Source organism: Nocardiopsis mangrovi (genome assembly GCF_042653925.1).
GTDB classification, from domain to species: Bacteria; Actinomycetota; Actinomycetes; order Streptosporangiales; family Streptosporangiaceae; genus Nocardiopsis_B; species Nocardiopsis_B mangrovi.
On sequence record NZ_JBHSFQ010000001.1, the window covers coordinates 276,749 to 300,196 of the forward strand.

The following is a 23,448-nucleotide window of genomic DNA, read 5'->3' on the forward strand; positions in this document are numbered from 1 at the left end:
GCCGGAACGTGACCGTCCGGCGGGGCCACCCTAGCGGAGGGTCCCGGTGGAGGTCATCGGTACGCCGTCGTGCGAGACGGCCTCCCAACGGGCGTCCAGGACGTCGGCACTGCTCCCCGGCTCCAGGTAGAGCTCGGACTCGTCGATGCAGCGGCCGTCGCGGTCGTAGGTCTCGACGTAGTCGAAGACCAGCCGGTCGCCCTCGCGCTCGCGCAGGGTGAGGCTACCCCGGCAGTCCATCGAGTAGTCCGCGGAGCCGCGCTCCTCACCGGATTCGAGCTTGATCTGCACGTGCCAGTCGGTCACGTGCCGTCCTTCGTCGTCCTCCTGGGACATGTCGCCGCTCCAGGTCCCGGCGTGGGAGTCGGGCACGCTCCCCCCGGTGTCGGGACCGCCGGAGCCGGCACGCAGCGCCCACGCCACCGAGCCGACGGCGGCCAGCCCGATCAGCGCGCCGACGAGCGCCGCGACGATGATGGTCTTGCGCCGCTTGGCGGAGTGCCGGGTGGAGCGGGGCGGGGGCCACAGGGACATCTGGCGAATAGGCGAGGCCGGCCCCGCGGAGCCGGGTGCCTGCTCCGGCCCGCGGCTGGGCGCCTCGCTCACCGGGCTTCCCCGGGACGGGGACAGGTGGGGCCGTTCGAGTTGGTCATCGCTCAATCCTCCAAGGCGAACCGCGCAGGGGGCGGTTCGCGGGTACAGCGACAGAGAATAAGTCACGGCACCGCCGGCCGCTCACCCGCGGGAAGTGACGAGACCCACACGGGGCCGCTCGCCCCAGTGGGGCGGAACGGCCCGGTGCGCGGCGGGGGCGGCCGGGTACCGAACGGCCGCCGAAGCGGTGGTCAGGCCGGGTCGGAGGCCCTGGCAGCCCCTCCCGCGGTCTCGGATCCGCCGTGCAGCGCCCACTGCTCGTGATCGGTGTCGTGGTCCCCGGGGAGTCCATTACCGCGGACGTCGTCGGGGGCATGGTCGTGGTCCCCGGGGAGCCCGGCACCGCGGACGTCGTCGGGGGCATGGTCGTGGTCCCCGGGGAGCCCGGCACCGCGGACGTCGTCGGGGGCATGGTCGTGGTCCCCGGGGAGCCCGGCACCGCGGACGTCGTCGGGGGCATGGTCGTGGTCCCCGGGGAGCCCGGTACCGCGGACGTCGTCGGGGGCATGGTCGTGGTCCCCGGGGAGCCCGGTACCGCGGACGTCGTCGGGGGCATGGCCGGCCGCGAACTCCGGCTCGGGAGCCGCGGACAGGGATCCGGGTTCGGTCTCCGGGTACGCGCCGGGGCCGTCGATGTCATCGGTGTCGCGGGCACCGTCGCCGTGCTCGGGGTCGAGCGCCGCGAGGCGCTGCTCCAGGTCGCGGATCGCGGCGTCGCGCTCGGCGAGCGCGCCGACGACGCGGCGCAGCACGTCGTCGACCGCCCGCACGTGATAGCCCCACACGGACAGCGGAAGCGCCACCCGGCTCACGTCGGGGCCGGTGAGGAGCCGGTCGTCGGGCAGGTCCAACGGGGGGTGGTCGGCCTCGAAGCGCGCGAGCTGGCCGCCCTTCCCCATGACCGTGAAGGCCACGCCGATGAGCACCGCCGCGGCGGCGACGGAGATCAGGACGAGGATGGTCACACTCATTTTCGACATGGTGCCATACCTCGGCACCCCACACGGACCCGTGCCGGGGCGCCCCGCGGCCGGCGGCGTGCCAGACTCGGGATGTGCAGACCGACGACGCAGCCCGTCCCTACCAGGTGGTCCCCGCCGACGCTGTGGTGGCGGACGCGGTCGACGCCGGCCGCCGGCCCCCGGCCGCCGTGGTCCGATCGCTGGCTTCGGGGGGCAGGCCGGTCCTGGTGCGGTGCTCCGCGGCGGCGGGCACCGCCGGCGGACCGGGCGCGGGCGGTGCGGCGCCGCGCGACGACGCCGCCGAGATCGCGCTGGTCGCCCTCTACGCCTGGATGGGTGCCACCGTGTTCGCCACCTCGCAGCCGCGCGAGGCCCGCCGGGCATTGGACATGGTGGCCTCGATCCGGGGGGACCGCCCGCCGGCGGTGGCCCGGCGCGGGCTGGCCTGATCCGCCGCCGGAGCGGTCAGCCGGCGTCGTCGCCCGCGGCGTGGCCCTCGTCGGCCACCCGCTCCAGCTCGAAGTCGCGCCGCGCCAGGCTCACGTGGGCCTTGCGGATGATCTCCACGACCTCGTCGGGGTCGTCGGTGACCTGGATGAGATCGGGGTCGTCGGGCGAGATGACGCCCTCGTCCAGCAGGGTCGAGCGCACCCAGTCGACCAGGCCGCCCCAGAATCGCGAGCCGACCAGCACGACGGGGAACCGGGTGACCTTCCCGGTCTGCACGAGCGTGACCGACTCGAACAGCTCGTCGAGGGTGCCGAACCCGCCCGGCAGCACCACGAACGCCTGCGAGTACTTCACGAACATGGTCTTGCGCACGAAGAAGTACCGGAACGTGACGCCCATGTCGATGTAGTCGTTGAGCGACTGCTCGAACGGCAGCTCGATACCGAGCCCGATCGAGTGCCCGCCCGCCTCCTGCGCGCCCTTGTTGGCCGCCTCCATCATGCCGGGACCGCCGCCGGTGATCACCGAGTAGCCGGATTCGGCGAGCCGCCGGCCGATCCGCTCGCCCAGGGCGTAGGTGGGGGTCCCCGGCTTGATGCGGGCCGACCCGAACACGCTCACCGCCCGGCCGACCTCGGAGAGCAGGCCGAACCCCTCGACGAACTCCGACTGGATCCGCATGACCCGCCACGGGTCGGTGTGCACCCAGTCGGTCGGTCCGCGCCGGTCCAGGAGGCGCTGGTCGGTGGTGGAGTCGGGGATAGCGCTGCCGTGGTAGGTCAGCGGACCTGCACGGCGGACCTTTCGAGATTCCGTCATGGATCAACGCTATCCGGAGCGGACCGCGCGCGAGCTGAATGGCGGGCCGCGTCGATGCGTCCGGAACCGGACGTTCAGCCGACGGCGCCGTTCAGCCACCCGACCATGCGCTCCTCCGCCGCCACGACGGCGCCGAGCTCCACGAACTCGTCCCTGGTGTGGGCGAGGGTGGGGTCGCCCGGCCCGTAGTTGACCGCGGGGATGCCCAGCTCGGCCATTCGCGCCACATCGGTCCAGCCGAGCTTGGCGCGGGCCTGCCCGGCGCCGACGGTGCGCACGAACTCCGCCGCGGCGGGGTCGTCGAGTCCGGGGCGCGCGGGCGGGGCGGAGTCGGTGACGCGCACGTCGAACTCGGCGAAGACCTCGCGCAGGTGCTCTTCGGCGTCGACCACGGTGAGGTCGGGGGCGAAGCGGTAGTTGACGGTGACGACGCACTCGTCGGGGATCACGTTGCCGGCCACGCCCCCGTTGACGAAGACCGCGTTGAGCCCCTCGTGGTAGCGGAGGCCGTCGACCTCCGGCTCCCGCGGCGCGTAGGCGCGCAGGATGTCGAGGACGCGCCCGGCCTCGTGGACGGCGTTGCGGCCCATCCAGGAGCGCGCGCTGTGGGCGCGCTCGCCGTGGGCGATGACGTCCACCCGCATGGTGCCCTGGCAGCCGCCCTCGATGACCCCGCCGGTCGGCTCCAACAGCACCGCGAAGTCGCCGGCGAGCCAGTCGGGGCGGGTGCGGGCGAGCCGGCGCAGGCCGTTGCGCTCGGCGTCGACCTCCTCGTTGTCGTAGAAGACGTAGGTGACGTCGTGCACCGGCTCGGTGGCCTTCGCCGCCGCCGCCAGCTGCACCGCGACGCCGCTCTTCATGTCGGAGGTGCCGCAGCCGTAGAGGCGCCCCTCGCCGTCGAGGCGCGAGGGGACGTTCCCGGCGATGGGCACGGTGTCGATGTGCCCGGCGAGCACCACCCGGCGCGCCCGGCCCAGGTTCGTGCGGGCGACCACGGCGTCGCCGTCGCGGTCGACCGCCAGGTGCGGGAGCCTGCGCAGCGCCTGCTCGATGTCGTCGGCGAGCGCCCGCTCCCCGCCGCTCACCGATTCGGTGTCGACGAGGGCTGCGGTGAGGGTCCGGACGTCTGCTGTGAGATCGAGCATGGCGGCGCTTTCACGGGATCGGGCCATGGGGCACGGCGGGCGGTGGCGGCCCGGCCCCGCGCGGGGGCGGGGCGGGCCGGTACGGCGGTCGGGGTCAGGCGTTGACGCCGTGCTCCCTGAGCAGGTCGTTGAGCGCGAGCTTCTCGTGCTCCTGGCCCTCTTCGAGCCGCTTGAGGACGAGCAGGCACGGCAGCCCGAAGTCGCCGCCCGGGAAGCTCTTGACCCGGTTGGCGGTGACGCAGACCGACCAGGCGGGGGCCTCGCCGCGGGCGAGTTCGTCGCCGGTCTCGGCGTCGAAGACGCGGGTGGAGGAGGTGAGGATGGTCCCCGCGCCGAGCTTGGCGCCGCGGCGCACCCGGGCGCCTTCGACGACCATGCTGCGCGAGCCGAGGAACGCCTCGTCCTCGATGACCACCGGGGACGCCTGCGGCGGCTCCAGCACGCCGCCGACCCCGACACCGCCCGAGAGGTGGACGTTCTCGCCGACCTGGGCGCAGGAGCCCACCGTGGCCCAGGTGTCGACCATGGTGCCCGAGCCGACCCAGGCGCCGAAGTTGGTGAAGGAGGGCATCAGCACGACGCCGGGCGCGAGGTAGGCGCCCCAGCGGGCGATGGCGCCGGGGACGACGCGGACGCCGTCGAGCCGGGTCTTGAGCGGGATGCGGTCGTGGTGGCGGAAGTCACCGACCGCGCTCTCCTCCATGCCCAGCACCCGGAAGCTGAGCAGGATGGCGCGCTTGGCCCGTTCGTCGACGACGACCTGGTCGGTCGCCGGGTCGACGAAGGCGACCCGGGCCTTGCCGGTGTCGAGTTCGTCGACCGCGCCGACGATGGTGTCGCGGGCCTCGGTGTGGTCGGGGGTCAGCTCGGTGCGGCGCTCCCAGAGGTCGTCGATCTCCTGCGGAAGCGGACTGGTGAACGCGGTGGTCATGGCCATCGAGCCTACTGGGTCGGTACCGGGCCGGACGAACCCGGCGCACGCGCCCGGCACAGCGGGTGACCGGACCGTGGCGCGAATGGGGCTTGTGGCGGGCGAATCGGCGGGCTATGGACGCGGAGCGTGTTCACCGGCACGCTCTACTATGCGGTCTGGAGCCCCTTCCCTCCGTGCCGAACGGCCCCGCCTCCGCCGTTGTGCGCCACAGGGCTTCGCCTCCTTATCGGTCGAGGTCGTCCCCGGTACCGCGCCGGTGTGCGTCCCCTAACCCCTACGGTCTGCCTGTGCCCAGAAAGCTGCGAAGAGTCTCCGCCTTCCTCAAGATCCTCACCGTGCTGACCCTGGTCTGCGGTGCGCTGGTCGCCGGCGGGATCTACGTCATGCGGTCGATCAAACCGCTTGAGGTCGAACCTGAGGAGCCCGCCGAGGACTGCACCGTCACCGCGAGCGGCGACACCGATGTCCTCCACCCCGAGCAGGCCGCCAACGCCGCCACCGTCGGCGGGGTGGCCTTCGCCCGCGACCTGCCCGAGGACGCCGTTGTCATCGCCTACGCCACGGTGTGGCAGGAGTCCAAGTTCTTCAACATCGACTACGGGGACCGCGACTCCCTCGGCCTGTTCCAGCAGCGCCCGTCCAAGGGGTGGGGCGAGCCCGACGAGCTGATGGACCCCGTCTACGCCACGGCGGCGTTCTACGACGCGCTCGCCGAGATCTCCGGCTACGAGCGGATGCCGGTCTATGAGGCCGCCCAGGCGGTGCAGGCCAGCGCCGACGGTTTCGCCTACGACCAGCACGAATCCCGTTCGCGCGTGATGGCCGCGGCGTTCACCGGCGCCGAGGGCGGCGCGGTGACGTGCGTCTACGACCCCGCGGGCTTCGGCGACGCCGATCCCGACGCCGCGCGCGCCGAGATGACCCGCGTGTTCGGCGTGGAGCCCACCGCGATCTCGGCGGCCGGGCCGCGGACCACCGGCGACCTCGGGTGGGCCATGGCCGTGTGGGCCATGGCCAACGCCGGGGAGTACGGCCTGACCCGGGTCACCTACGGCGATCAGCGCTGGACCCTGGCCGACGCCGAGGCCGGCTGGACCACCGTGCCCGACGCCGCACCGGCGGGCGAGGTCGTCGTGGAGTAGCCGCGCGCAACGCGCTCCGGCGGCCGTCGCACCGCGATGCGGCGGCCGCCGGTGTGTCCGGGGCACGCGCCGCACTCCGGACCCGGGGCCGGAGTGCGCGGGGGCGGGAGGGGCGGCGCGGTCAGCCGGCGGTGGCGGCCAGGCGCTCGGCCGCCGCGTCCACCCGCTCGTCGGTGGCGGTGAAGGCCACCCGGACGCGCCCGGCCCCCGCGGGGCCGTAGAAGTCGCCGGGGGCGACCAGGATGCCGAGGGACGCCAGGGCGGCGACGGCGTCCCAGGAGTCCGCGTGCGCGGGGTGCGCGGCCCACAGGTACAGGCCGGCCTCGGAGTGCGAGATGTCCCACCCCGCGCCCTCCAGAGCGGCGCGCAGCCGGGTCCGGCGCCGCCCGTAGCGCTCCTTCTGCTCGCGCGTGTGGCCGTCGTCGTCGAGCGCCGCGCGCATGGCCGCCTGCACGGGTGCGGGCACGATCATCCCGGCGTGCTTGCGGACCGCGAGCAACTCCCCCACCAGGGCGGGGTCGCCCGTGACGAAGGCGGCGCGGTAGCCGGCCAGGTTGGAGCGCTTGGAGAGCGAGTGCAGGGCGAGCAGTCCTTCGTGGGAGCCGCCGCACACGTCGGGGTGCAGGATCGAGACCGGCTCGGCGCCGTCCCACCCCAGGTCGATGTAGCACTCGTCGGAGGCGACGATCGCGCCGCGTTCACGCGCCCACGCCACCACCTTGCGCAGGTGGTCGGCGCCCAGCACGCGCCCGGTGGGGTTGGCCGGGGAGTTGACCCACACCAGCGGCACCCGCCGGGGGCCGAGGGCGGTGAGGCCGTCGGCGGCGACGGGGGTGGCCCCGGCCAGCCGGATGCCGATGTCGTAGGTCGGATAGGCGAGTTCGGGGTGCGCGACGGTGTCGCCCGGGCCCAGGCCCAGAAGGGTCGGCAGCCAGGCGACCAGCTCCTTGGAGCCGATCGTGGGGAGCACGGCGGCGGGGTCGACGGTCACGCCGTGGCGCCGGGCCAGCCAGGCGGCAGCGGCGTCGCGCAGTGCCGGGGTGCCGTGGGTGGTGGGGTAGCCCGGGGAGTCCGCCGCCTCGGCGAGGGCCGTGCGCAGCTGCGCGGGGACGGGGTCGACCGGTGTGCCGACCGACAGGTCCGCGATGCCCCCGGGGTGGGACGCCGCGGCCTGCTTGTGCGGTGCCAGCCGGTCCCACGGAAAGTCCGGCAGGCGGTCCACCACGCGTCGGCGGTCGGCCATCGGTCAGGTCCCCCAGTGTCGTCATGGTCCAGTGCGTGTGCGTGTGCGCGGCCGGGCCCGCACCCCGCCGCGGGGCCGGTGGCCCCGGCCGCGGGTCGGGTCGTGCGGTGTCCGGCGCGCCGGAGTGCGCGGGAGGCCCCGTCGACCGGCGCCGTCCGGCCGGACGGCGGGTCTCCCCCGTGGGGCGCGCCCGCACCGCGGCGCCCTCAGGCGCCGCGGGTACCGCGTCAGTCCTCGGACTGCGGGGGGAGGGCGGCGACGAGGGGGTGGTCGCCCTCGATCTTGCCCGTCTTCGAGGCGCCGCCGGGCGAGCCGAGCTCATCGAAGAATTCGACGTTGGCCTTGTAGAAGCCCGACCACTGGTCCGGGAGGTCGTCCTCGTAGAAGATCGCCTCCACAGGGCACACCGGCTCGCACGCGCCGCAGTCGACGCACTCGTCCGGGTGGATGTACAGCATCCGCTGGCCCTCGTAGATGCAGTCGACGGGGCACTCTTCGATGCAGGCCTTGTCGAGCAGATCGACGCAGGGCTCCGCGATGACGTAGGTCACGTCCGTACTCCTCTTCGGTCTTCGCCACGTTGACCGCGTGTAAGTGTCTTCGCTGCCGTCACATAGCCTGGGCGGTGCCGGGAGGCCGGCACGCGGATCCGCCTGGCGTTTCCGTGAGCGGTTCGCAGTTTCCAGTATTGCGCTCGTCTCGCTTTTCCGCGCAATTGGGGGTCGATCCAGTGGGGTATGTCTCGCGCCTGGCGAACAACGTGACCCCGGACGACGTCGGCCGGCGGGCCACTCTGCGCGTCCGTGTGCCCGATGGCCGCTTCCGGGATATCGTCGGGGTGCTGGAATCGTGGCAAGACGGCGTGATACGGGTACGTCGGCGCAACGGGGGCGTGACGGAGGTCACGGCGGGCGATATCGTCGCCAGCAAGATCGTGCCCCAGGAGCCACCGCGGCGCCGGGCAGGGAGATCCGAGGGCACCGCCCGAGGCTGAACCCGGCCGGCCCGCGCCCGGGGCGCCCGGCCCCGCCCCCGCGGCGGCCGAGCTGACAGGGGAGGTGGTGGGTTCACCCATGCAGGAGACCGTCGCGTCCGCCCTCGCTCAACTGGCACGCCTCGACGCCAGGGCCGCCCAGGTCGCGGAGAACGCCCTTTCCACCCTCACCGCCGGGCAGAGCCTGCAATCCCTGACCCAGTACGGCGTCCAGAAGTTCTGCTGGTACGTGCTGCCGGTCCGCTTCTCGGCCGACCCCGCCGAGCGCCTCTTCACCACCCGCTCGCTCGGCCGCCTGTTCGCACTGCTCGACCTCGACCGCTACGCCCTGATCTGCACCGCCGACGCCACCGAGGAGATCCTCGCCGCCTACACGGTGAGCCACGACTCCGGGCTCCAGGGCTACCGGCGCGCCATGCGCTCCTCTGGCGTGGAGCCGCCCGACCTCGCCGAGCTCACGTGGGGCACCGCCCTGGGCAGCGCGGAGATCGAGGCGTTCGAGGCCACATCGGCGTCGCTGGAGCTGGCGGTGGCGCTGGAGGACGTGCGGCCTGGGGGACGCGGCTGGCGGGCGGCCCAGGAGCAGCACGCGCGCACGTTCCTCACCCAGCCCGACCCCCAGGGCCGCAGCCGGCTCGACCGCGTCCGCGAGGAGCGCGTCCGCGGCTGGCTCGGCTCGCCGTCGCACCCGCACCGCCAGCGGCTCTGGCCGCTGCTGGGGCGGCTCATCAGCGGCGCCGAGCCCCCGCACGACGCCGCCGAGGCGCTGGCCCCGGTGCGCCGCCTGCTCGACCACGCCGACGAGGGCATCGTGCTCACCCAGATCGGCTACATCTCCCCCACCGTCGTGCGGGGGCTGTGCGCCGAGTTCGGCTGGTCCACATCGCCGTCGCCGCCGCGCAGCGAGACCGATGTCATGCAGCTCATCGCCCTGCACAAGCTTTTGCGCACGATGCGCGCGGTCCGCCGGTCGGGCCGGCGGCTGGTGCTGACCCGGCGGGGCCGGCAGCTGCACGCCGACACCGCGGCGCTGTGGCGCGCGGTCGCCGAGGCCGCGCTCGACACCGACGGCTTCGCGCAGGCCACCACCGAGACCCTGCTCGGGCTGCTGCTGTCGCGGTCGCCGAAGGCCACGGGCAGCCATGCCCGCGCCGAGGACACCACGATCGCCGAGGAGGCGCGGCTGGTGCTGGCCGAATCCGGCTGGGGCGGCGACCGCCCGGGCCGCACCCCCGACACCCAGCAGGTCCGTTCGGTGCTCATCACGGTCACATGGCTGCTGGAGACCCTAGGGTTCGTCACCGGCGGCGACCTGCTGAGCGGCGGCTCGCACCAGCTGACCAAGGCCGGGCGGTCGTTCGCGCTGACCGCCATGCACCTGTCGGCGACCACCCCTCCCGCGTCCCTCTGACCCGGTGCCGGGTCGTCGGCCGGGGCCAATAGCCTGGGGACGCACGTGGACGACGGCCGTGCGCCGGGAGCGCGGCGGCGCGGTCCGCAGAACCCGAACGGGGCGCCCGCGACAATGGGCGCCTCCCGAACCGCCGAGCACCACCGCGACCAGCTGGAGCAGCATGTCCACCCCTGAGCCGACCGATCCGGACGACACCCGCGCGGGTGACGGGGCGCCCGCCTCCGCCCTCGCCCAGGAGGGCACCGGCACCGCCGACGCCGGTGCCGGTGCCGCCTCCGGACCGGGCCGGGCCGACCTGCTGCCCAGCCCCGTCTTCGTGCTGCTGCTGGGGCTCACCGGCCTGGCGGGCTGGTTCTCGTGGACGCGCGCCGAGGTCGACTGGACCGGCGACGACTCCACCGTCTACCTGCCGTTCGTGTTCATCCTCCTCGGCTGGATCGTGTCGCTCGCCCTGCACGAGTTCGGCCACGCCTTGGTGGCCTACCGCTTCGGTGACCGGAGCGTGCGCGGCGGCGGCTACCTGCGGCTCAACCCGTTCGCCTACCGCGGGCTGTTCGCCGGCCTGCTGATGCCGGTGGCCTTCCTCATCCTGGGCGGTGTGGGGCTGCCGGGGCCCGCGCCCCACGACCCCTCGGCGGTGCGCGGCCGGGCCGGGCGCAGCCTCGCCGCGCTGGCGGGCATCGCGGTGAACCTGGTGCTGGCGGCGGCCCTCACCGCGGTGGTGACCGTGCTGGTGCCGGCGGACATGTTCACCGACAACTGGATGCTCGTCGGGCTGATGTACCTGTCCTACCTGAACCTGACCGCGGCCCTGCTGAACGTGCTGCCGGTGCCCGGCCTGGACGGCTTCGCCGCCCTGGCGCCCTACCTGCCCGAGCGGGTCGCCGACCTGGCGCGCACGTGGGGGCTGTTCGGTGTGATCGCGCTGTTCGCGGTCCTCTGGCTGCCGCAGGTGAACCTGGCGTTCCTGAACGCGATGCTGGGGCTGTTCGGGGCGCTGGGCCTGCCCCAGATGGACATCGGCTTCGGCGAGATCCTGTTCCGCTTCTGGGTGTCCTGACGCGGGCGGCCGCGCCGCAGAACGGCGCGGGTCAGGGACCGGGCGGGGTGAGCACGGTGGCCATGGACACCGCGAACACGCCGCCGAAGAGGTACACCTGCTCCATCACGTTGGACGTGAGCATGATGTCGCCACCGGAGGAGACGGTGACCAGGGCGAAGCTCGCGGCGGTCCAGCCGACCGCGGGCAGCCCCGCACCCAGCCGCGACCCCGTTCCGAAGCCCGCCGCACGGCACGCGGTGAACAGGACGGCGAGGACGGCCGCGGCGGCGATCCCGGCCACGATCTGCCCGCCGAGCCCGGTGTTCCACAGCCAGGTCAGCCAGCGCGCCGCCGGCCCGCCGACGATCCCCGCGGCGAAGCCCGCCGGCAGCAGGAACACGTACGCCGCGATGGCCACGCCCCGCTCGGTCACGGCGAGGCGCCGCCCGGCGGGCGCCTCCGGCCGCTCGCCGGGGACGGGGTGGGAAGAGCTGGATGCCGACACGAGGGCAGCCTACTGGCCCTCGCCGTCCGAACCACCGCGGCCTGCGGTGACACCGCCGGTCCGGGCCGCGCGCTAGGCGAACAGGTCGGTCTCGATGCCGTCCGCGCCGCGCCGCCCGATGCGCCCGCGCAGCAGGGTGAAGCGCTCCACGGCGTCGATCTCCTGCGCGATGCCGTTGGACAGGGCGAACAGCCCGCCCTCGACGGCGACCTGGGTGGCGTGGGCGCGCAGGGCCATGGCCTTGGCGGCCCAATGGGCGGAGGCGTCGATCCGCGTGGTGACGGCGGAGTCGGGGACCCCGGGGGTGATGTCGGCGATGGTCTCGGGCGCCGTGAACGGCCCCGGAGCCGCGCGCAGGCGGCGCACCGATTCGGTCAGCACGGAGAAGGGGTGGGCGATCGCGTAGAGCTTGCGGACCGACCAGGGCGCGCCGGGCAGCGTGCGCTCGGCCGCCCTGTCGAAGGCGCGCAGGGCCACGCGGTGGGCCTGGATGTGGTCGGGATGGCCGTAGCCGCCGTTGTCGTCATAGGTGACCATGACATCGGGGCGGACCGCACGGATGACCTCCGCGAGCCGGAGGGCGGCGGCCTCGACGTCGGCCCGCCAGAAGCACCCGGGGCGGTCGTTGGTCGCGGCGCCCATCATCCCGGAATCGCGGTAGCGGCCCGGGCCGCCGAGGAAGCGGTGGTCGCGGACGCCGAGCGCGGCGCACGCCCCCTGGAGTTCGCCGGCCCGGTGCGCGCCGAGCGCGTCCTCGCGGTCGGCGGCCAAGTGCGCGAGGCCGGCCGGGATGACCTCGCCCTCTTCCCCGAGGGTGCAGGTGACCAGGGTGACCCGGGCCCCTTCGGCCGCGTACTTGGCCATGGTGGCGCCGGTGACGATGGTCTCGTCATCGGGGTGGGCGTGCACCAGCAGCAGTCGCCGATCCGTCATGGAACACAGACCCTATCGCGGGGACCGCGCGGGCGCCCGGCCCGGCCCGATGCCGACGGGTCCCGCGGAGCACCGCGCCCCGCCTCCCGGCACGTCCCGCGGTCGATGCGCCACAATCAGCGCATGAGTTTCCCTCGCCAACAGGCCCGGACCCGGCGATTCACCATCGGGGTGCCGCGGGCGTTCCAGATCTCCCCCGACGGACGGCGCGTGGCGTTCCTGCGCGGCCGGGACGGCGATGACCCCGCCGCCTGCCTGTGGATCCTGGAGCCGGACGGCCGTGAACGGGTGGTGGCCGACCCCAGGTCGATCGGCGCGGACGACGAGGACCTGCCGCCCGAGGAGCGCGCCCGCCGCGAGCGGCTGCGCGAGACCGGCGGCGGCATCGTCGCCTACACCGTGGACGACGCCTTCACCGCGGCGGCCTTCACCCTCTCGGGGCGCCTCTACCACGTCGGCCTCGCCGACGGCGGCGCCGGGCCGCGCGAACTGCCGGTCGCGGGGCCGGTCGTGGACCCGCTGATCTGCCCCCGCGGCGAGCACGTCGCCTACGTCAGCGGGGGCGCGTTGCGGGTGGCCGGGATCGCGGACGGCCGCGACCGCGTCCTGGCCGCGGCCGGCTCCCCCGGCGTCACCTGGGGCCTGGCCGAATTCATCGCCGCCGAGGAGATGAGCCGCTTCCGCGGCATGTGGTGGGCGCCCGACGGCTCCGCGCTGCTGGCGGCGCGGGTGGACGACACCCCCGTACGCCGGTGGACGATCGCCGATCCCGCCGACCCGGGGGCGGTCCCACAGACCGTCGCCTACCCGGCCGCGGGCACCCCCAACGCCGATGTGCGGCTCGCCGTCCTGGCCCTGGACGCCGCCGGGGCGGACGGCGCGGGCGCCGCGGCCCCGGTGTGGGTGGACTGGGACCGCGCGGCACTCCCCTACCTCGTGCGCGCCGGCTGGACGGACCGCCCCGGGGCCGGCCCCGCGGTGGTCTTCAGCGCGCAGAGCCGCGACCAGCGGACCCTGGCGCTCTTCCGCGCGGATCCCGCCACCGGCGCGGTGTCCGAGCTGCACCGGGACACCGATCCGGTCTGGGTGGAGATCATGCCGGGCGTCCCCGGCTTCACCGCGGGCGGCGACCTGGTGCGGATCGGCCGCCCGGAGAACGGCGCGGAGCGCCGGCTGCACGTGGGCGGCCGGGTGATCGGGCCCGCTGACGTGTACCTGCGGTCCGTCGCCGACATCGACGGCGACCGGGTCCTGGTGTCGGGGTCGCCGGCCGGGCGGCCCGGCGAGGTCGCGCTCTGGCTGATCGACACCGCCGACGGCCGGGCCACCCCCGTGGAGTTCCCGGGGGCGCCGCACGGCGGCGGGCTGGACTCCGGCCGGCTGCGCGGCGGCACCGTCGTCCTCCAGCGCCGCGACATGGACCACGACGGCGTGCGCACGGCCGTGGTGTACGGGGCGGCGGCGGAGCGGCCGCGGGTGGCCGGGGTCGCGAGCCTGGCACAGGCGCCGGACCTGCCGGCGCCGCGGGTCGCGTTCTGGTCCGCGGGCGAGCGGGAGATCCCTTCGGCGCTGGTGCTGCCGTCCTGGTACGAGGAGGGCTCGGGGTCGCTGCCCGTCCTGCTGGACCCCTACGGCGGGCCGCACGCGCAGCGGGTGCTGCGCTGCCGCTCGGCGCACCTCACCTCGCAGTGGTTCGCCGACCAGGGGTTCGCGGTGCTGATCGCCGACGGCCGGGGCACGCCCGGGATCGGCACGGCCTGGGAACAGGCGATCCACCTCGATATGGCCGATGTGGTCCTGTCCGACCAGATCGCGGCGCTGCGCGACGCCGCGGAGCGGTTCGGGTTCCTGGACGTGGAGCGCGTGGCGATCCGCGGCTGGTCGTTCGGCGGCTACCTGGCGGCGCTGGCGGTGCTGCGCCGGCCCGATGTCTTCCACGCCGCGGTCGCGGGGGCTCCGGTGACCGACTGGACGCTGTACGACACCCACTACACCGAGCGCTACCTCGGGCTGCCGCAGGAGCAGGCCGACGCCTACGCGCGCAGCTCGCTGCTCGCCGACCGGGCCGACCCCAATCGGCCGCTGCTGCTGATCCACGGCCTCGTGGACGACAACGTCGTGTTCGCGCACACGCAGCGCCTGTCGTCGGCGCTGTTGGCGGCGGGGCGGACGCACACGGTGCTCCCGTTGTCGGGGATCACCCACATGGCGGCCGAGGAGACCACCGCCGAGAACCTGCTGCTGATCCAGGTCGACTTCCTGCACACGGCGCTGAAGAGCCGCCTCGCCGGGGTGGCCGCGGGCTGACCGGTCCGGTGCCCGCACGCCGGCCGGGTGCGGGCGCCGGGCCCCGTTCACGCCCCCTGTGCACGAATTGACCGCATCCGGCCACTGTGCACCCCTTGCTCATTCGGCCCTTTATCTCCCCGTCACATCGCCAGGAATCACAAGATTCCACCATCACATCGATTTTCACACCGGCGACGTGATCCCGCGCACATCGAATGTCACGTTGAGTGACGAAAATTTCCCCGAACGATGACTTCCGGCGACGGAATCGGCCCTGTCGCGATGCGCGGCCCATGACCTATGGTTTCCAGTCGTTTACCGAACGTCGGTCGGTAGGGCCCTCCCGCCCTGCGCCCCCATGGGCAGGTCCGGGCCCGCCGTGCCGCACGCCGGTGGACACCAGGTCGCCCACCGCCCCCATGGCGGGCGGCCAGGGATCGGCGCTGGGTCCCCGCTCGCCAGCGAAACGGTCCCGCCCTTGCTCGTCCCCCCAATGAAAGGGCAGACCCCATGAGAAAGTCCGCACGAAAGCCGTCCGTCTACTACACGGTGGGCGGCTCGGTGCTGGCGCTCGGCGTCTTCGGCGCGGTCGCGGTCGCGGCCGTCGACGGCGCCGAGGAAGCGGCCGCCCCGCAGGCGTCGGCCGAACAGGTCAGCGCGATCTCCGAGGGCTTCGGCCTCACCTCCGAGGAGGCCACAGAGCTCGTGGCGCAGCAGGCCGAGGCCGGTGCGCTCGAATCGCGGCTGCGCGACCAGCTCGGCACCACCTTCGGCGGCGGCTGGTTCGACATCGAGACCGGCGGCCTCACCGTGGCCATCACCGACGAGTCCGCCGCCGCGCAGGTGACCGAGGCCGGCGCCGAGCCCAAGGTCGTGACCTACGGCGAGGACTCCCTCAATGAGATGGTCGCGACCCTGAACGCCGAGGGCGCCACCCAGGACCAGGGCATCGCCGGCTGGTACCCCGACACCATGGGCGACTCCGTGGTGGTCCGGGCGCTCGAAGGCGAGGCCGACGCCGCCGAGGCGTGGGCCACCGAAGCCGGGCTCTCGCCCGACGCGGTCGAGGTCGAAGAGGTCGCCGAGGCCCCGCGGCTCTACGCCGACATCATCGGCGGCGACCCCTACTTCATCGACAGCAGCGGCCGCTGCTCGGTCGGCTTCGCCACCACCACCGGCTTCGTGACCGCCGGCCACTGCGGCGAGACCGGCACCCCCGTTGGCACCGAGGACGGCAGCGGCACCGGTACCGTCACCGGCTCCGTCTTCCCCGGCAGCGACATGGGCGTGGTCGAGGCCGACAGCAACTGGACCCCCACGGGCGTGGTCAACGACTACGAAGGCGGCACCATCGCGGTGGCCGGCTCCGAGGAGGCCCCCGAAGGCTCGGCGATCTGCCGCTCCGGCTCCACCACCGGCATGCACTGCGGCACCGTCGGCGCCGCGAACCAGTCCGTCACCTACCCCGAAGGCACCGTCAACGGCCTGACCGAGACCGACGTCTGCGCCGAGCCCGGCGACTCCGGCGGCTCCTGGATCAGCGGTGACCAGGCCCAGGGCGTCACCTCCGGCGGTTCCGGCGACTGCACCTCCGGCGGCGTCACCTTCTTCCAGCCCGTCAACCCGATCCTGGAGGAGTTCGGCGTGGAGCTCGTCACGAGCTGACCCCGCCCCTGCCGCACGAGCGCCCCGGCGCCCCCACCCACGGGGGCGCCGGGGCCTCGCGCTTTCAGGCCGTCGACGCGATGGATCCGGCCGCCGCCCGCACACGCCCGGGGCACGGACACGGGAGCGCCCGGCCAGGGGGAACCGCCTGCGCACCACTCCGCCGTCTCATATTCTGGACGCGATATCTCGCATGACAGTCGATCCCGCTTATCATGAATCGGTTAAACGTCATGAATTGGGAGGTAGCGGACAGTGTCCGTGCAGGAATCCAAGGACGGGCAGGGGCATGAAGCGCCGCCGGTGAACCGGCCCGGGCGGGTGATCACCGCAAGCCTCATCGGGACGTCGATCGAGTTCTACGACTTCTACGTCTACGCCACCGCGGCGGTGCTGATCTTCCCGCACCTCTTCTTCCCCGCCGGCGACGACACCGCCGCCACCCTCCAGTCGTTCGCGACCTTCGCCATCGCCTTCATCGCCCGCCCCGTCGGATCGGCGCTGTTCGGCCACTTCGGCGACCGGATCGGCCGCAAGGCGACCCTGGTGGCGTCGCTGCTCACCATGGGCATCTCCACGGTGGTCATCGGGCTGCTGCCCACCTACGACCAGATCAGCGTGATCGCCCCGCTGCTGCTGGCGCTGTGCCGCTTCGGACAGGGGCTCGGGCTGGGCGGCGAGTGGGGCGGGGCGGCGCTGCTCGCCACCGAGAACGCGCCCCGCGACAAGCGCGCCCTGTTCGGCACGTTCCCCCAGTTGGGCGCGCCCATCGGCTTCTTCCTGGCCAACGGCGTCTTCCTCATCCTGTCGGGGGTGCTCAGCGAGGACGCGTTCCTCGCTTGGGGCTGGCGGGTGCCGTTCCTGCTCTCGGCCGTGCTCATCATCGTCGGCCTGTGGGTGCGGCTGACGCTGCACGAGAGCCCGGCCTTCACCAGGATCGTCGCCTCCGGCGAGCGCGCCAAGACCCCCGTCCTGGAGGTCTTCCGCACCAGCACCCGGTCGATCGTCCTGGGCACGCTCATCATGGTCGCGACCTACGTGCTCTTCTACCTGATGACCGTGTTCTCGATGTCGTACGGCACCAGCCCCGACGGCCTCGGCTACGCCTACACCGAATTCCTGGTGCTGCTGCTCATCGGCGTGGTCTTCTTCGGCGCCCTCACCCCCGTGGCGGGCCTGATCGCCGACCGCTACGGCCGCCGGCCCACGCTGATCGCGGTCACAGTCGCCATCATGGTGTTCGGCCTGGCCATGGGACCGATGCTGGGATCGGGGTCGACCCCGGCGGTCCTGGCCTGCCTGGTCATCGGGCTCTCCCTGATGGGCCTCACCTTCGGCCCCATGGGCGCGCTGCTCCCCGAACTGTTCCCGACCAACGTCCGCTACAGCGGCGCCTCCATCGCCTACAACCTGGGCGGGCTGCTGGGCGCCTCGCTGGCGCCGTACGCCGCCACCTGGCTGGCCGCGGAGGTCGGCCTGTGGGCCGTGGGCGGCTACCTCATCGGTGCCGCCGCGCTGACGCTGGTCGCGCTGCTGATGGCCCGAGAGACCAAGGGCTCCTCGCTCGACGAGGTGCCCGCGGCCTCCGGCTCCTGAGCACCCGCGGCGCGCACCGCGCCCCGCCCCGACGGCCGCGCCGGCTCCTCCTCCTCCGGCGCGGCCGTCGCCGCGTGCGCCCGACCCGCGCGAGCGACCCTCCGCACCGCCCCTAACCTGGCAGGTATGCGCTCCGTACCCGTCGTGCCCGCGGCCCTCCTCGACCTGCTGTGCGTCCTCGTCTTCGTCGTGGTCGGGCGGGCCAGCCATGTCGAAGGGATCACCCCGGCGGGGGTGGCCGGGACCGCGTGGCCGTTTGTGGCCGCCCTGGCGATCGGCTGGGCCGTGGTGCGCGCGTGGCGCGCCCCCGGGCGGATCGTGCCGTCCGGCCTGGTCATCTGGCCCGTCACCGTGGCCGCCGGCATGGCCCTGCGGGTCGCCGGCGGCGACGGGACGCAGCTCTCCTTCACCATCGTCACCACCGTCTTCCTCGGCGCCACCCTCCTCGGCTGGCGCGCCGTCGCAGCCCTCTACCTGCGGCGACGCGAGCGGTCCGGCACCCCGGCGACCTGAGCCGGGCGCTCCCGCACGGTGACGCGTGGGACGGATGGGACCCGTGAGCCGGGCCACACGGGGATAACCCGCGGCACACCGGGGCACAATGAGGAAAGCCGCCCCCACGGTGCCGCCCCACGTCCCGACACCCCCACGGAGCCCTCATGGTCGACGAGGTCACCATCGCCATCGCCGCAGCCGTCGCGGGCAAGGCCGCCGAAGCCCTGACCGACGGGGTCCGGCAGGTGGTGCGCAAGCTGCGCGGCGCGCTGCGCACCCGCTTCTCCGGCTCCGCGCCCGAGGCGCTCGCGGCCCTGGACGCCGCCCGCGACACCGACGGCGAGGACGCCGTCCTGGTCGAGGAGCTGGCCGGCCACCTCGCGGCCGCCGAGCACGACGATCCCGGCGTGCGCGACCTCGTCGCCGAACTCCGCCCGCACTTCACCGCCGACCGCGGCGGGGTGGTGAACTCCGTGCACGGCGACGTCCACGGCACCGTGATCCAGACGGGCACCATTACGGGCGGGGTCCATCTCGGCCGCCGTTGACGCCCCCATGCCGCCCCTCCCCTCCGCCACGGGCCGACACGTCCCGGCGTCCCGTGCGCCGACCGGTCGCCCAGCGACCGCCCCGCCGGGTACCCGTAAGCTGGAACACGTGAAAGAGCAGGTCACTCCCTCCCATTCCGGCACGGCCGAAACCACGGCGGACCGCCCCGATGTGGGCGTGGGCCCGTGGGACGGCCCCCTGCCCGAGGGCGACCACTACGACCCCGGGCTGCTCACCGCCGGCGACCGCCGCAACGTCGTGGACCGCTACCGCTACTGGCGGCACGAGGCGATCGTCGCCGACCTCGACGCCCGGCGGCACCCCTTCCACGTGGCGGTCGAGAATTGGGAGCACGATTTCAACATCGGGTCGGTGGTGCGCACCGCCAACGCGTTCGGCAGCAAGGCCGTGCACATCGTCGGGCGCCGCCGGTGGAACCGGCGGGGCGCCATGGTGACCGACCGCTACCAGCACGTGCACCACCACCCCGACACCGCGGCCCTGGTCGCCTGGGCCGCCGGGAACGGGCTGGCGCTCATCGGGATCGACAACCTGCCCGGCGCGGTGCCGCTGGAGACCTACCCGCTGCCGCGGTCCTGCGTGCTGGTCTTCGGCCAAGAGGGCCCGGGACTCTCCCAGGAGGTACGCGACGTGTGCGCGGCGGTGCTGTCCATCGCCCAGTTCGGCTCCACCCGATCGATCAACGCCGGGGCCGCCGCGGCCGTCGCCATGCACGCCTGGATCCGCGCCCACGTCTACGACCAGGCGATATGACCTTCAGCACCAGCCGGATCGCGGCTGCGCGGCCGCCCGTTGAACTGCGCCCCTACCAGCACCGGGCGCTGGAAGCGCTGGCCCGGCGCTGGTCCGGCGGCGACCGGCGCGCCTGGGTGGTGCTGCCGCCCGGCGCCGGCAAGACCCTGGTCGGGCTGGAGGCGGCGCGGCGGCTGGGCCGGCCCGTCGTGGTGTTCACCCCCAACACCGCCATCCAGGGGCAGTGGGCGGCGCAGTGGCGCGCCTACGGCCGGCCCGCGGGGTGCACCGCCGGGACGACCCGCACCATGGAGCACGACGTCACCGTCCTGACCTACCAGTCGCTGGCCGTGTTCGACCCCGACGCCGAGACCGACGAAGAGGGGCACGCGCTCTCCCTCGTCCGGCGGCTGCACGGCAACGGCGCCGACCTGGTCGAAGCCCTCTACACCGCGGGCCCGCTGACCATCGTCCTCGACGAGTGCCACCACCTGCTCCAGACCTGGGGGCGGCTGCTGTCGGAGGTCCTGTCCGGCCTGCCCGACGCGCACGTCATCGGGCTGACCGGCACCCCGGCCGCCACCCTGTCGTCCGCCGACGCCGACCTGGTGGCCACCCTCTTCGGCGCCCCGATCCACGGCGCCTCCATCCCGGCCCTGGTCCGCGACGGCCACCTCGCCCCGTTCGCCGAACTCGTCTGGGCCACCCGGCCCACCCCCGTCGAACGCGACTACATCGCCGGCGAGGGCGTCCGGTTCACCGAACTCTGCACCGACCTGCTCGCCCCCGGCTTCTCCCGCACCGACTTCCTCCCGTGGCTGCGGCGCCGCTTCGACGACCGCGTGCTCGACACCGGGGAGCGCCTGGCCTGGGGCCGCCTGGCCGCCGAGGAACCCGCGCTCACCGACGCGGTGCTCCGGCTGCACCACGCGGGCCTCGGCCCCCTTCCGCCCGGGGCCCGGATGCTGGAGCGGCACCGGCGCGCCCCCGACGCCGCCGACTGGATGGCGCTGCTGGGCGACTACGTGGCCAACTGCCTGCGCGCCGATCCCGAGGGCGCCGACGAGAAGGCCATCGACCGCATCCGCTCCGCGCTGCCCGCGGTCGGCTACACCCTGACCAAGCGGGGTGTGCGCACCGGCCGGTCCCCGGTCGACCGGGTGCTGGCGCGCAGCCTCGCCAAGGCGCAGGGGGCGGTGGAGATCGCCGCCGCGGAATCGGCGTCGCTGGGGGACCGGCTGCGCGCCCTGGTGCTCTGCGACCACGAACGCGCGACCGCCCGCCCCTCCGCACGGCTGCGCGAAGTGCTCGGCGACCAGGCGGGGTCGGCGTGGTCGCAGCTGGAGCTGCTGGCCGCCGACCCGCGCACCCGCGACCTCGACCCGATGCTGGTCACCGGGCGGACGGTGGCCGCGGGGACGCACACGGCCGCGGATTTCATCGCCTTCGCCCGGGACCGCCGCCCCGGCCTGGAGCTGTCCGCCGGCGACGCTCCCGCCGACGGCCTCGTCCGTATCGAGGGCCGCTGGACCTCCCGCGCCTGGGTGCGGCTGGTCACCGCGTACCTGGAGAGCGGCGGGTGCCGCGTGCTGGTGGGCACGCGCGCGCTGCTCGGCGAGGGGTGGGACGCCCGCGGCGTGAACACCGTCATCGACCTCACCACCGCGACCACGCCCACGTCCGTGGTCCAGGGGCGCGGCCGCGCCCTGCGGCTCGACCCGGCCTGGCCGGACAAGACCGCGCACACCTGGACGGTGGTGTGCGTCAGCGACGCCCACCCCAAGGGCGGCGCCGACTGGGACCGCTTCGTGCGCAAGCACGAGGGCTACCTCGGCGTCGCGGCCGACGGCGAGGTCATGAGCGGGGTCGCGCACGTCGATCCGGCGCTCTCGCCCTACACCCCTCCCCCCGTTGAGGGGCTGGACGCGCTCAACGCCCGGATGCTGACCCGCGCCGACGACCGCGGCGCCACCCGGGAGCGCTGGCGGATCGGGCTGCCCTACACCGATGAGCTCCTGCCCACCCTGCGCGTGCGCGCCCCGCGGCGCGCACCGGCGGTGCCGGTGCCGCCCGGGAGCGCCCCCGGACCGCCGGCGGCGGTACCGGCCGTCGCGGGGATCAGCACGGCGACGCCCCCCGGACGGCGGCCGACCCTCCGTTCCGTCCCGGCCGGCGCCGGCGCGTTCGCCGCCGTGCTGGGGCTCGCCGGCCCGGTCCTCGGCCTGCCGCCCTTCGTGCCGACCGCCTCGGCCACCGTACTGGGCGTGGTCGCCGAGCGGACCGTCGTGCGGCGGTCGCGCACGGCGCGGGCCGCCCGCCTCGTGGAGGCGGCGTCCGGCGAACCGGACCTGGTGCGGTTCGGCTACGCGGTCGCCGACGCGCTGAAGGGGGCGGGGCGCTCCTCAGCAGGGGCCGAGGGGGTGCGGCTGGACGTCGACTCCGACGGGATCCTGCGCCTCACCCTCACGGGGGCGGGCCCCCGGGCGGCGGGCGCGTTCACCACCGCCCTGGACGAACTGGTCTCCCCGCTGGTGGGCACCCCCCGCTACATCATCCCCCGCTACACGCTGCCCGTCCCGGAGGACGCCGCCGCCGCATCGGCGGCCGGCCGCGCCTGGCTGCGCGACCGCGCCCCCGCCAACCCCGTGGTGTTCCACGCGGTGCCGTCGCTCCTGGCCAGGAACCGCAAGGGCGCCGAGGCGTTCACCGCGGCCTGGAACACGTGGATCTCCACCGGCGAGACCGTCTACACGGCCAGCTCCGCCGGCGCCCGGCTGCTCTACTCCCACTACGCCACCGACCCCTACCCGGTGGAGACCGCCACCCGCCTCACGTGGAGCTGACGACCGGGCGGATCCGTCCCCGCGCGGGATTCGGCCGGCCCTCAAGCTCCGATCCGGTCCGCCCTGGCAGGGACGGCCATCGGACCCGTTGCCCCGGCCTCCGGCCGAACCGCGTCCCGCTGGGAATTCGCGACCGCCGCGGCCCCGGGGGAAACGGGAGTTGCCGCTGATCCCGGTGTGAATCGGCCGACGCATAAACATATCGCGATCGGATGACCGGAGCCGGACGCCGGACGCAAATTCACGGGAGCACTGTATATGTTGAAAGTGCCCGAGAGTGGAATCCGGCCACCGGCGGGCCCATCCCCCTATATCCGAAGAGGCGTCATGCTGCCCACATTCAAGCGCGCGTTCCGGCGTTCCGCGGTTTTCCTTTCCCTGTTCGCGGCCGCCCTGGCCCTGGCCGCGCCGCCCGCGTCCGCGCACACCGTCGAGGACGCCGTACGGGCGCCGGCGGGGTGCAGCTGGCTCACCGGCGGCTACGACACCCTGCACTCATCGCCGGTCACCACCTCCTCCGGCGCGGTGTACGGCAGGGTGTACCTGCTGTGGAGCGGCACCTATCAGCAGAACTGCGTCATCACCCTGAAACCCGAAGGCAGCCCCTTCCACGGCACGGCGACCTGGACGCAGGCGGAACTCTTCATCCAGCCGAACGGCCGCTACTACGAACAAGGGGACTACGGCCACTACGCCTCCACCCGGGCCGCCACCGCCGGCCTGTGCGTCGCCTACGCCGGCACGATCAGAAGCGCACCCGGAAGCAGCGGCGGGACCGTTGCCACGGGAGGCCGGAGCAGCTGGGGGAATTGCGGATGACGCGATAAGCGAAAGCGGGATCGGAACACCTCCCCACCGGTCCCGCTTTTTCCATCGGAAATGGGAATTCGGTTCCGGCTGTCCGCGCGCGGAATCCGGCGAAATGGAGGGGGTACCCGCCCGTTCTCCGGCCACCGGCGCCGGGCGGTAGCATCGGCCCATCACCCGGACCGCTCGGCCGGAGACGGCGGGTGTTCAGCCG

22 protein-coding genes are annotated in these 23,448 nt (G+C 74.1%); 13 read left to right on the top strand and 9 right to left on the bottom strand.

The window, feature by feature from the left end; translation table 11 throughout:
- Positions 1–30: 30 nt before the first annotated feature.
- Positions 31–534 (bottom strand): hypothetical protein, encoded by a 504-nt coding sequence (locus tag ACFO4E_RS01290; protein WP_378570637.1) that lies wholly within the window; start codon positions 532–534, stop codon positions 31–33.
- A gap of 311 nt (positions 535–845) precedes the next feature.
- A complete protein-coding gene (locus ACFO4E_RS01295) occupies positions 846–1,625 on the bottom strand; it encodes a hypothetical protein (protein ID WP_378570639.1) in 780 nt (259 codons plus the stop codon).
- A gap of 83 nt (positions 1,626–1,708) precedes the next feature.
- Here ACFO4E_RS01295 and ACFO4E_RS01300 point away from each other — a divergent pair, with 83 nt between their 5' ends.
- Positions 1,709–2,065 (top strand): hypothetical protein, encoded by a 357-nt coding sequence (locus ACFO4E_RS01300; RefSeq protein WP_378570641.1) that lies wholly within the window; start codon positions 1,709–1,711, stop codon positions 2,063–2,065.
- Between the two features lie 16 nt (positions 2,066–2,081).
- On the opposite strand, the gene ACFO4E_RS01305 is transcribed toward ACFO4E_RS01300, so the two are convergent.
- The 3 genes from ACFO4E_RS01305 to ACFO4E_RS01315 form a co-directional block, all read right to left on the bottom strand.
- Complete coding sequence (locus ACFO4E_RS01305) at positions 2,082–2,885, bottom strand: LOG family protein (RefSeq protein WP_378570643.1); 804 nt, start codon at positions 2,883–2,885, stop codon at positions 2,082–2,084.
- A 74-nt stretch (positions 2,886–2,959) separates the two neighbouring features.
- Entirely contained in the window at positions 2,960–4,030 is a 1,071-nt protein-coding gene (dapE, locus tag ACFO4E_RS01310; protein ID WP_378570645.1) for a succinyl-diaminopimelate desuccinylase, read from the bottom strand.
- A 94-nt stretch (positions 4,031–4,124) separates the two neighbouring features.
- On the bottom strand, positions 4,125–4,961 hold the full coding sequence (locus ACFO4E_RS01315; protein ID WP_378570647.1) for a 2,3,4,5-tetrahydropyridine-2,6-dicarboxylate N-succinyltransferase: 837 nt from the start codon (positions 4,959–4,961) through the stop codon (positions 4,125–4,127).
- A 290-nt stretch (positions 4,962–5,251) separates the two neighbouring features.
- On the opposite strand from ACFO4E_RS01315, the gene ACFO4E_RS01320 reads away from it, so the two are divergent.
- Entirely contained in the window at positions 5,252–6,106 is an 855-nt protein-coding gene (locus ACFO4E_RS01320; protein ID WP_378570648.1) for a hypothetical protein, read from the top strand.
- Between the two features lie 121 nt (positions 6,107–6,227).
- Here the strand turns inward: ACFO4E_RS01320 and dapC are convergent, their stop codons facing one another.
- Together dapC and fdxA are read right to left on the bottom strand one after the other, a co-directional pair.
- Positions 6,228–7,349 (bottom strand): succinyldiaminopimelate transaminase, encoded by a 1,122-nt coding sequence (gene dapC / locus ACFO4E_RS01325; RefSeq protein WP_378570650.1) that lies wholly within the window; start codon positions 7,347–7,349, stop codon positions 6,228–6,230.
- 227 nt (positions 7,350–7,576) lie between these two features.
- Positions 7,577–7,900: a ferredoxin gene (gene fdxA / locus ACFO4E_RS01330; RefSeq protein ID WP_378570652.1), complete on the bottom strand. Its 324-nt coding sequence runs from the start codon at positions 7,898–7,900 to the stop codon at positions 7,577–7,579.
- 209 nt (positions 7,901–8,109) lie between these two features.
- Between fdxA and ACFO4E_RS30145 the strand changes: the two genes are divergently transcribed.
- The 3 genes from ACFO4E_RS30145 (at position 8,110) to ACFO4E_RS01340 (ending at position 10,817) form a co-directional block, all read left to right on the top strand.
- Positions 8,110–8,343, top strand: coding sequence for a putative acetyltransferase (locus ACFO4E_RS30145; protein ID WP_465263118.1), 234 nt, complete (start codon positions 8,110–8,112; stop codon positions 8,341–8,343).
- A 79-nt stretch (positions 8,344–8,422) separates the two neighbouring features.
- Entirely contained in the window at positions 8,423–9,754 is a 1,332-nt protein-coding gene (locus ACFO4E_RS01335; protein ID WP_378570654.1) for a hypothetical protein, read from the top strand.
- Positions 9,755–9,917: 163 nt separating this feature from the next.
- The gene (locus tag ACFO4E_RS01340; protein WP_378570656.1) at positions 9,918–10,817 is read left to right on the top strand and encodes a site-2 protease family protein; all 900 of its coding nucleotides are present in this window, start codon (positions 9,918–9,920) and stop codon (positions 10,815–10,817) included.
- A gap of 31 nt (positions 10,818–10,848) precedes the next feature.
- Here the strand turns inward: ACFO4E_RS01340 and ACFO4E_RS01345 are convergent, their stop codons facing one another.
- Positions 10,849–11,304, bottom strand: a complete 456-nt coding sequence (locus tag ACFO4E_RS01345; protein WP_378570658.1) for a hypothetical protein — start codon at positions 11,302–11,304, stop codon at positions 10,849–10,851.
- A 72-nt stretch (positions 11,305–11,376) separates the two neighbouring features.
- Positions 11,377–12,237 carry an N-acetyl-1-D-myo-inositol-2-amino-2-deoxy-alpha-D-glucopyranoside deacetylase gene (gene mshB / locus ACFO4E_RS01350; RefSeq protein ID WP_378570660.1) on the bottom strand — a complete coding sequence of 287 codons (861 nt, stop codon included), beginning with the start codon at positions 12,235–12,237 and terminating at the stop codon, positions 11,377–11,379.
- A gap of 123 nt (positions 12,238–12,360) precedes the next feature.
- On the opposite strand from mshB, the gene ACFO4E_RS01355 reads away from it, so the two are divergent.
- From ACFO4E_RS01355 to ACFO4E_RS01390, 8 genes are all read left to right on the top strand, one after another.
- Positions 12,361–14,544, top strand: a complete 2,184-nt coding sequence (locus ACFO4E_RS01355; RefSeq protein WP_378570662.1) for a S9 family peptidase — start codon at positions 12,361–12,363, stop codon at positions 14,542–14,544.
- A 492-nt stretch (positions 14,545–15,036) separates the two neighbouring features.
- Positions 15,037–16,191, top strand: a complete 1,155-nt coding sequence (locus tag ACFO4E_RS01360) for a S1 family peptidase (RefSeq protein ID WP_378570664.1) — start codon at positions 15,037–15,039, stop codon at positions 16,189–16,191.
- A gap of 261 nt (positions 16,192–16,452) precedes the next feature.
- Positions 16,453–17,787 (top strand): MFS transporter, encoded by a 1,335-nt coding sequence (locus tag ACFO4E_RS01365; RefSeq protein ID WP_378570933.1) that lies wholly within the window; start codon positions 16,453–16,455, stop codon positions 17,785–17,787.
- A 126-nt stretch (positions 17,788–17,913) separates the two neighbouring features.
- Entirely contained in the window at positions 17,914–18,300 is a 387-nt protein-coding gene (locus tag ACFO4E_RS01370) for a DUF3054 domain-containing protein (protein ID WP_378570666.1), read from the top strand.
- 146 nt (positions 18,301–18,446) lie between these two features.
- Positions 18,447–18,830, top strand: a complete 384-nt coding sequence (locus tag ACFO4E_RS01375; RefSeq protein ID WP_378570668.1) for a hypothetical protein — start codon at positions 18,447–18,449, stop codon at positions 18,828–18,830.
- A gap of 109 nt (positions 18,831–18,939) precedes the next feature.
- The gene (locus ACFO4E_RS01380; RefSeq protein ID WP_378570670.1) at positions 18,940–19,605 is read left to right on the top strand and encodes a TrmH family RNA methyltransferase; all 666 of its coding nucleotides are present in this window, start codon (positions 18,940–18,942) and stop codon (positions 19,603–19,605) included.
- The gene (locus ACFO4E_RS01385; RefSeq protein ID WP_378570672.1) at positions 19,602–22,427 is read left to right on the top strand and encodes a DEAD/DEAH box helicase family protein; all 2,826 of its coding nucleotides are present in this window, start codon (positions 19,602–19,604) and stop codon (positions 22,425–22,427) included. Before ACFO4E_RS01380 ends, ACFO4E_RS01385 begins: the two co-directional genes overlap by 4 nt.
- A gap of 327 nt (positions 22,428–22,754) precedes the next feature.
- Complete coding sequence (locus ACFO4E_RS01390) at positions 22,755–23,246, top strand: hypothetical protein (RefSeq protein WP_378570674.1); 492 nt, start codon at positions 22,755–22,757, stop codon at positions 23,244–23,246.
- The last annotated feature ends 202 nt before the right edge of the window (positions 23,247–23,448 follow it).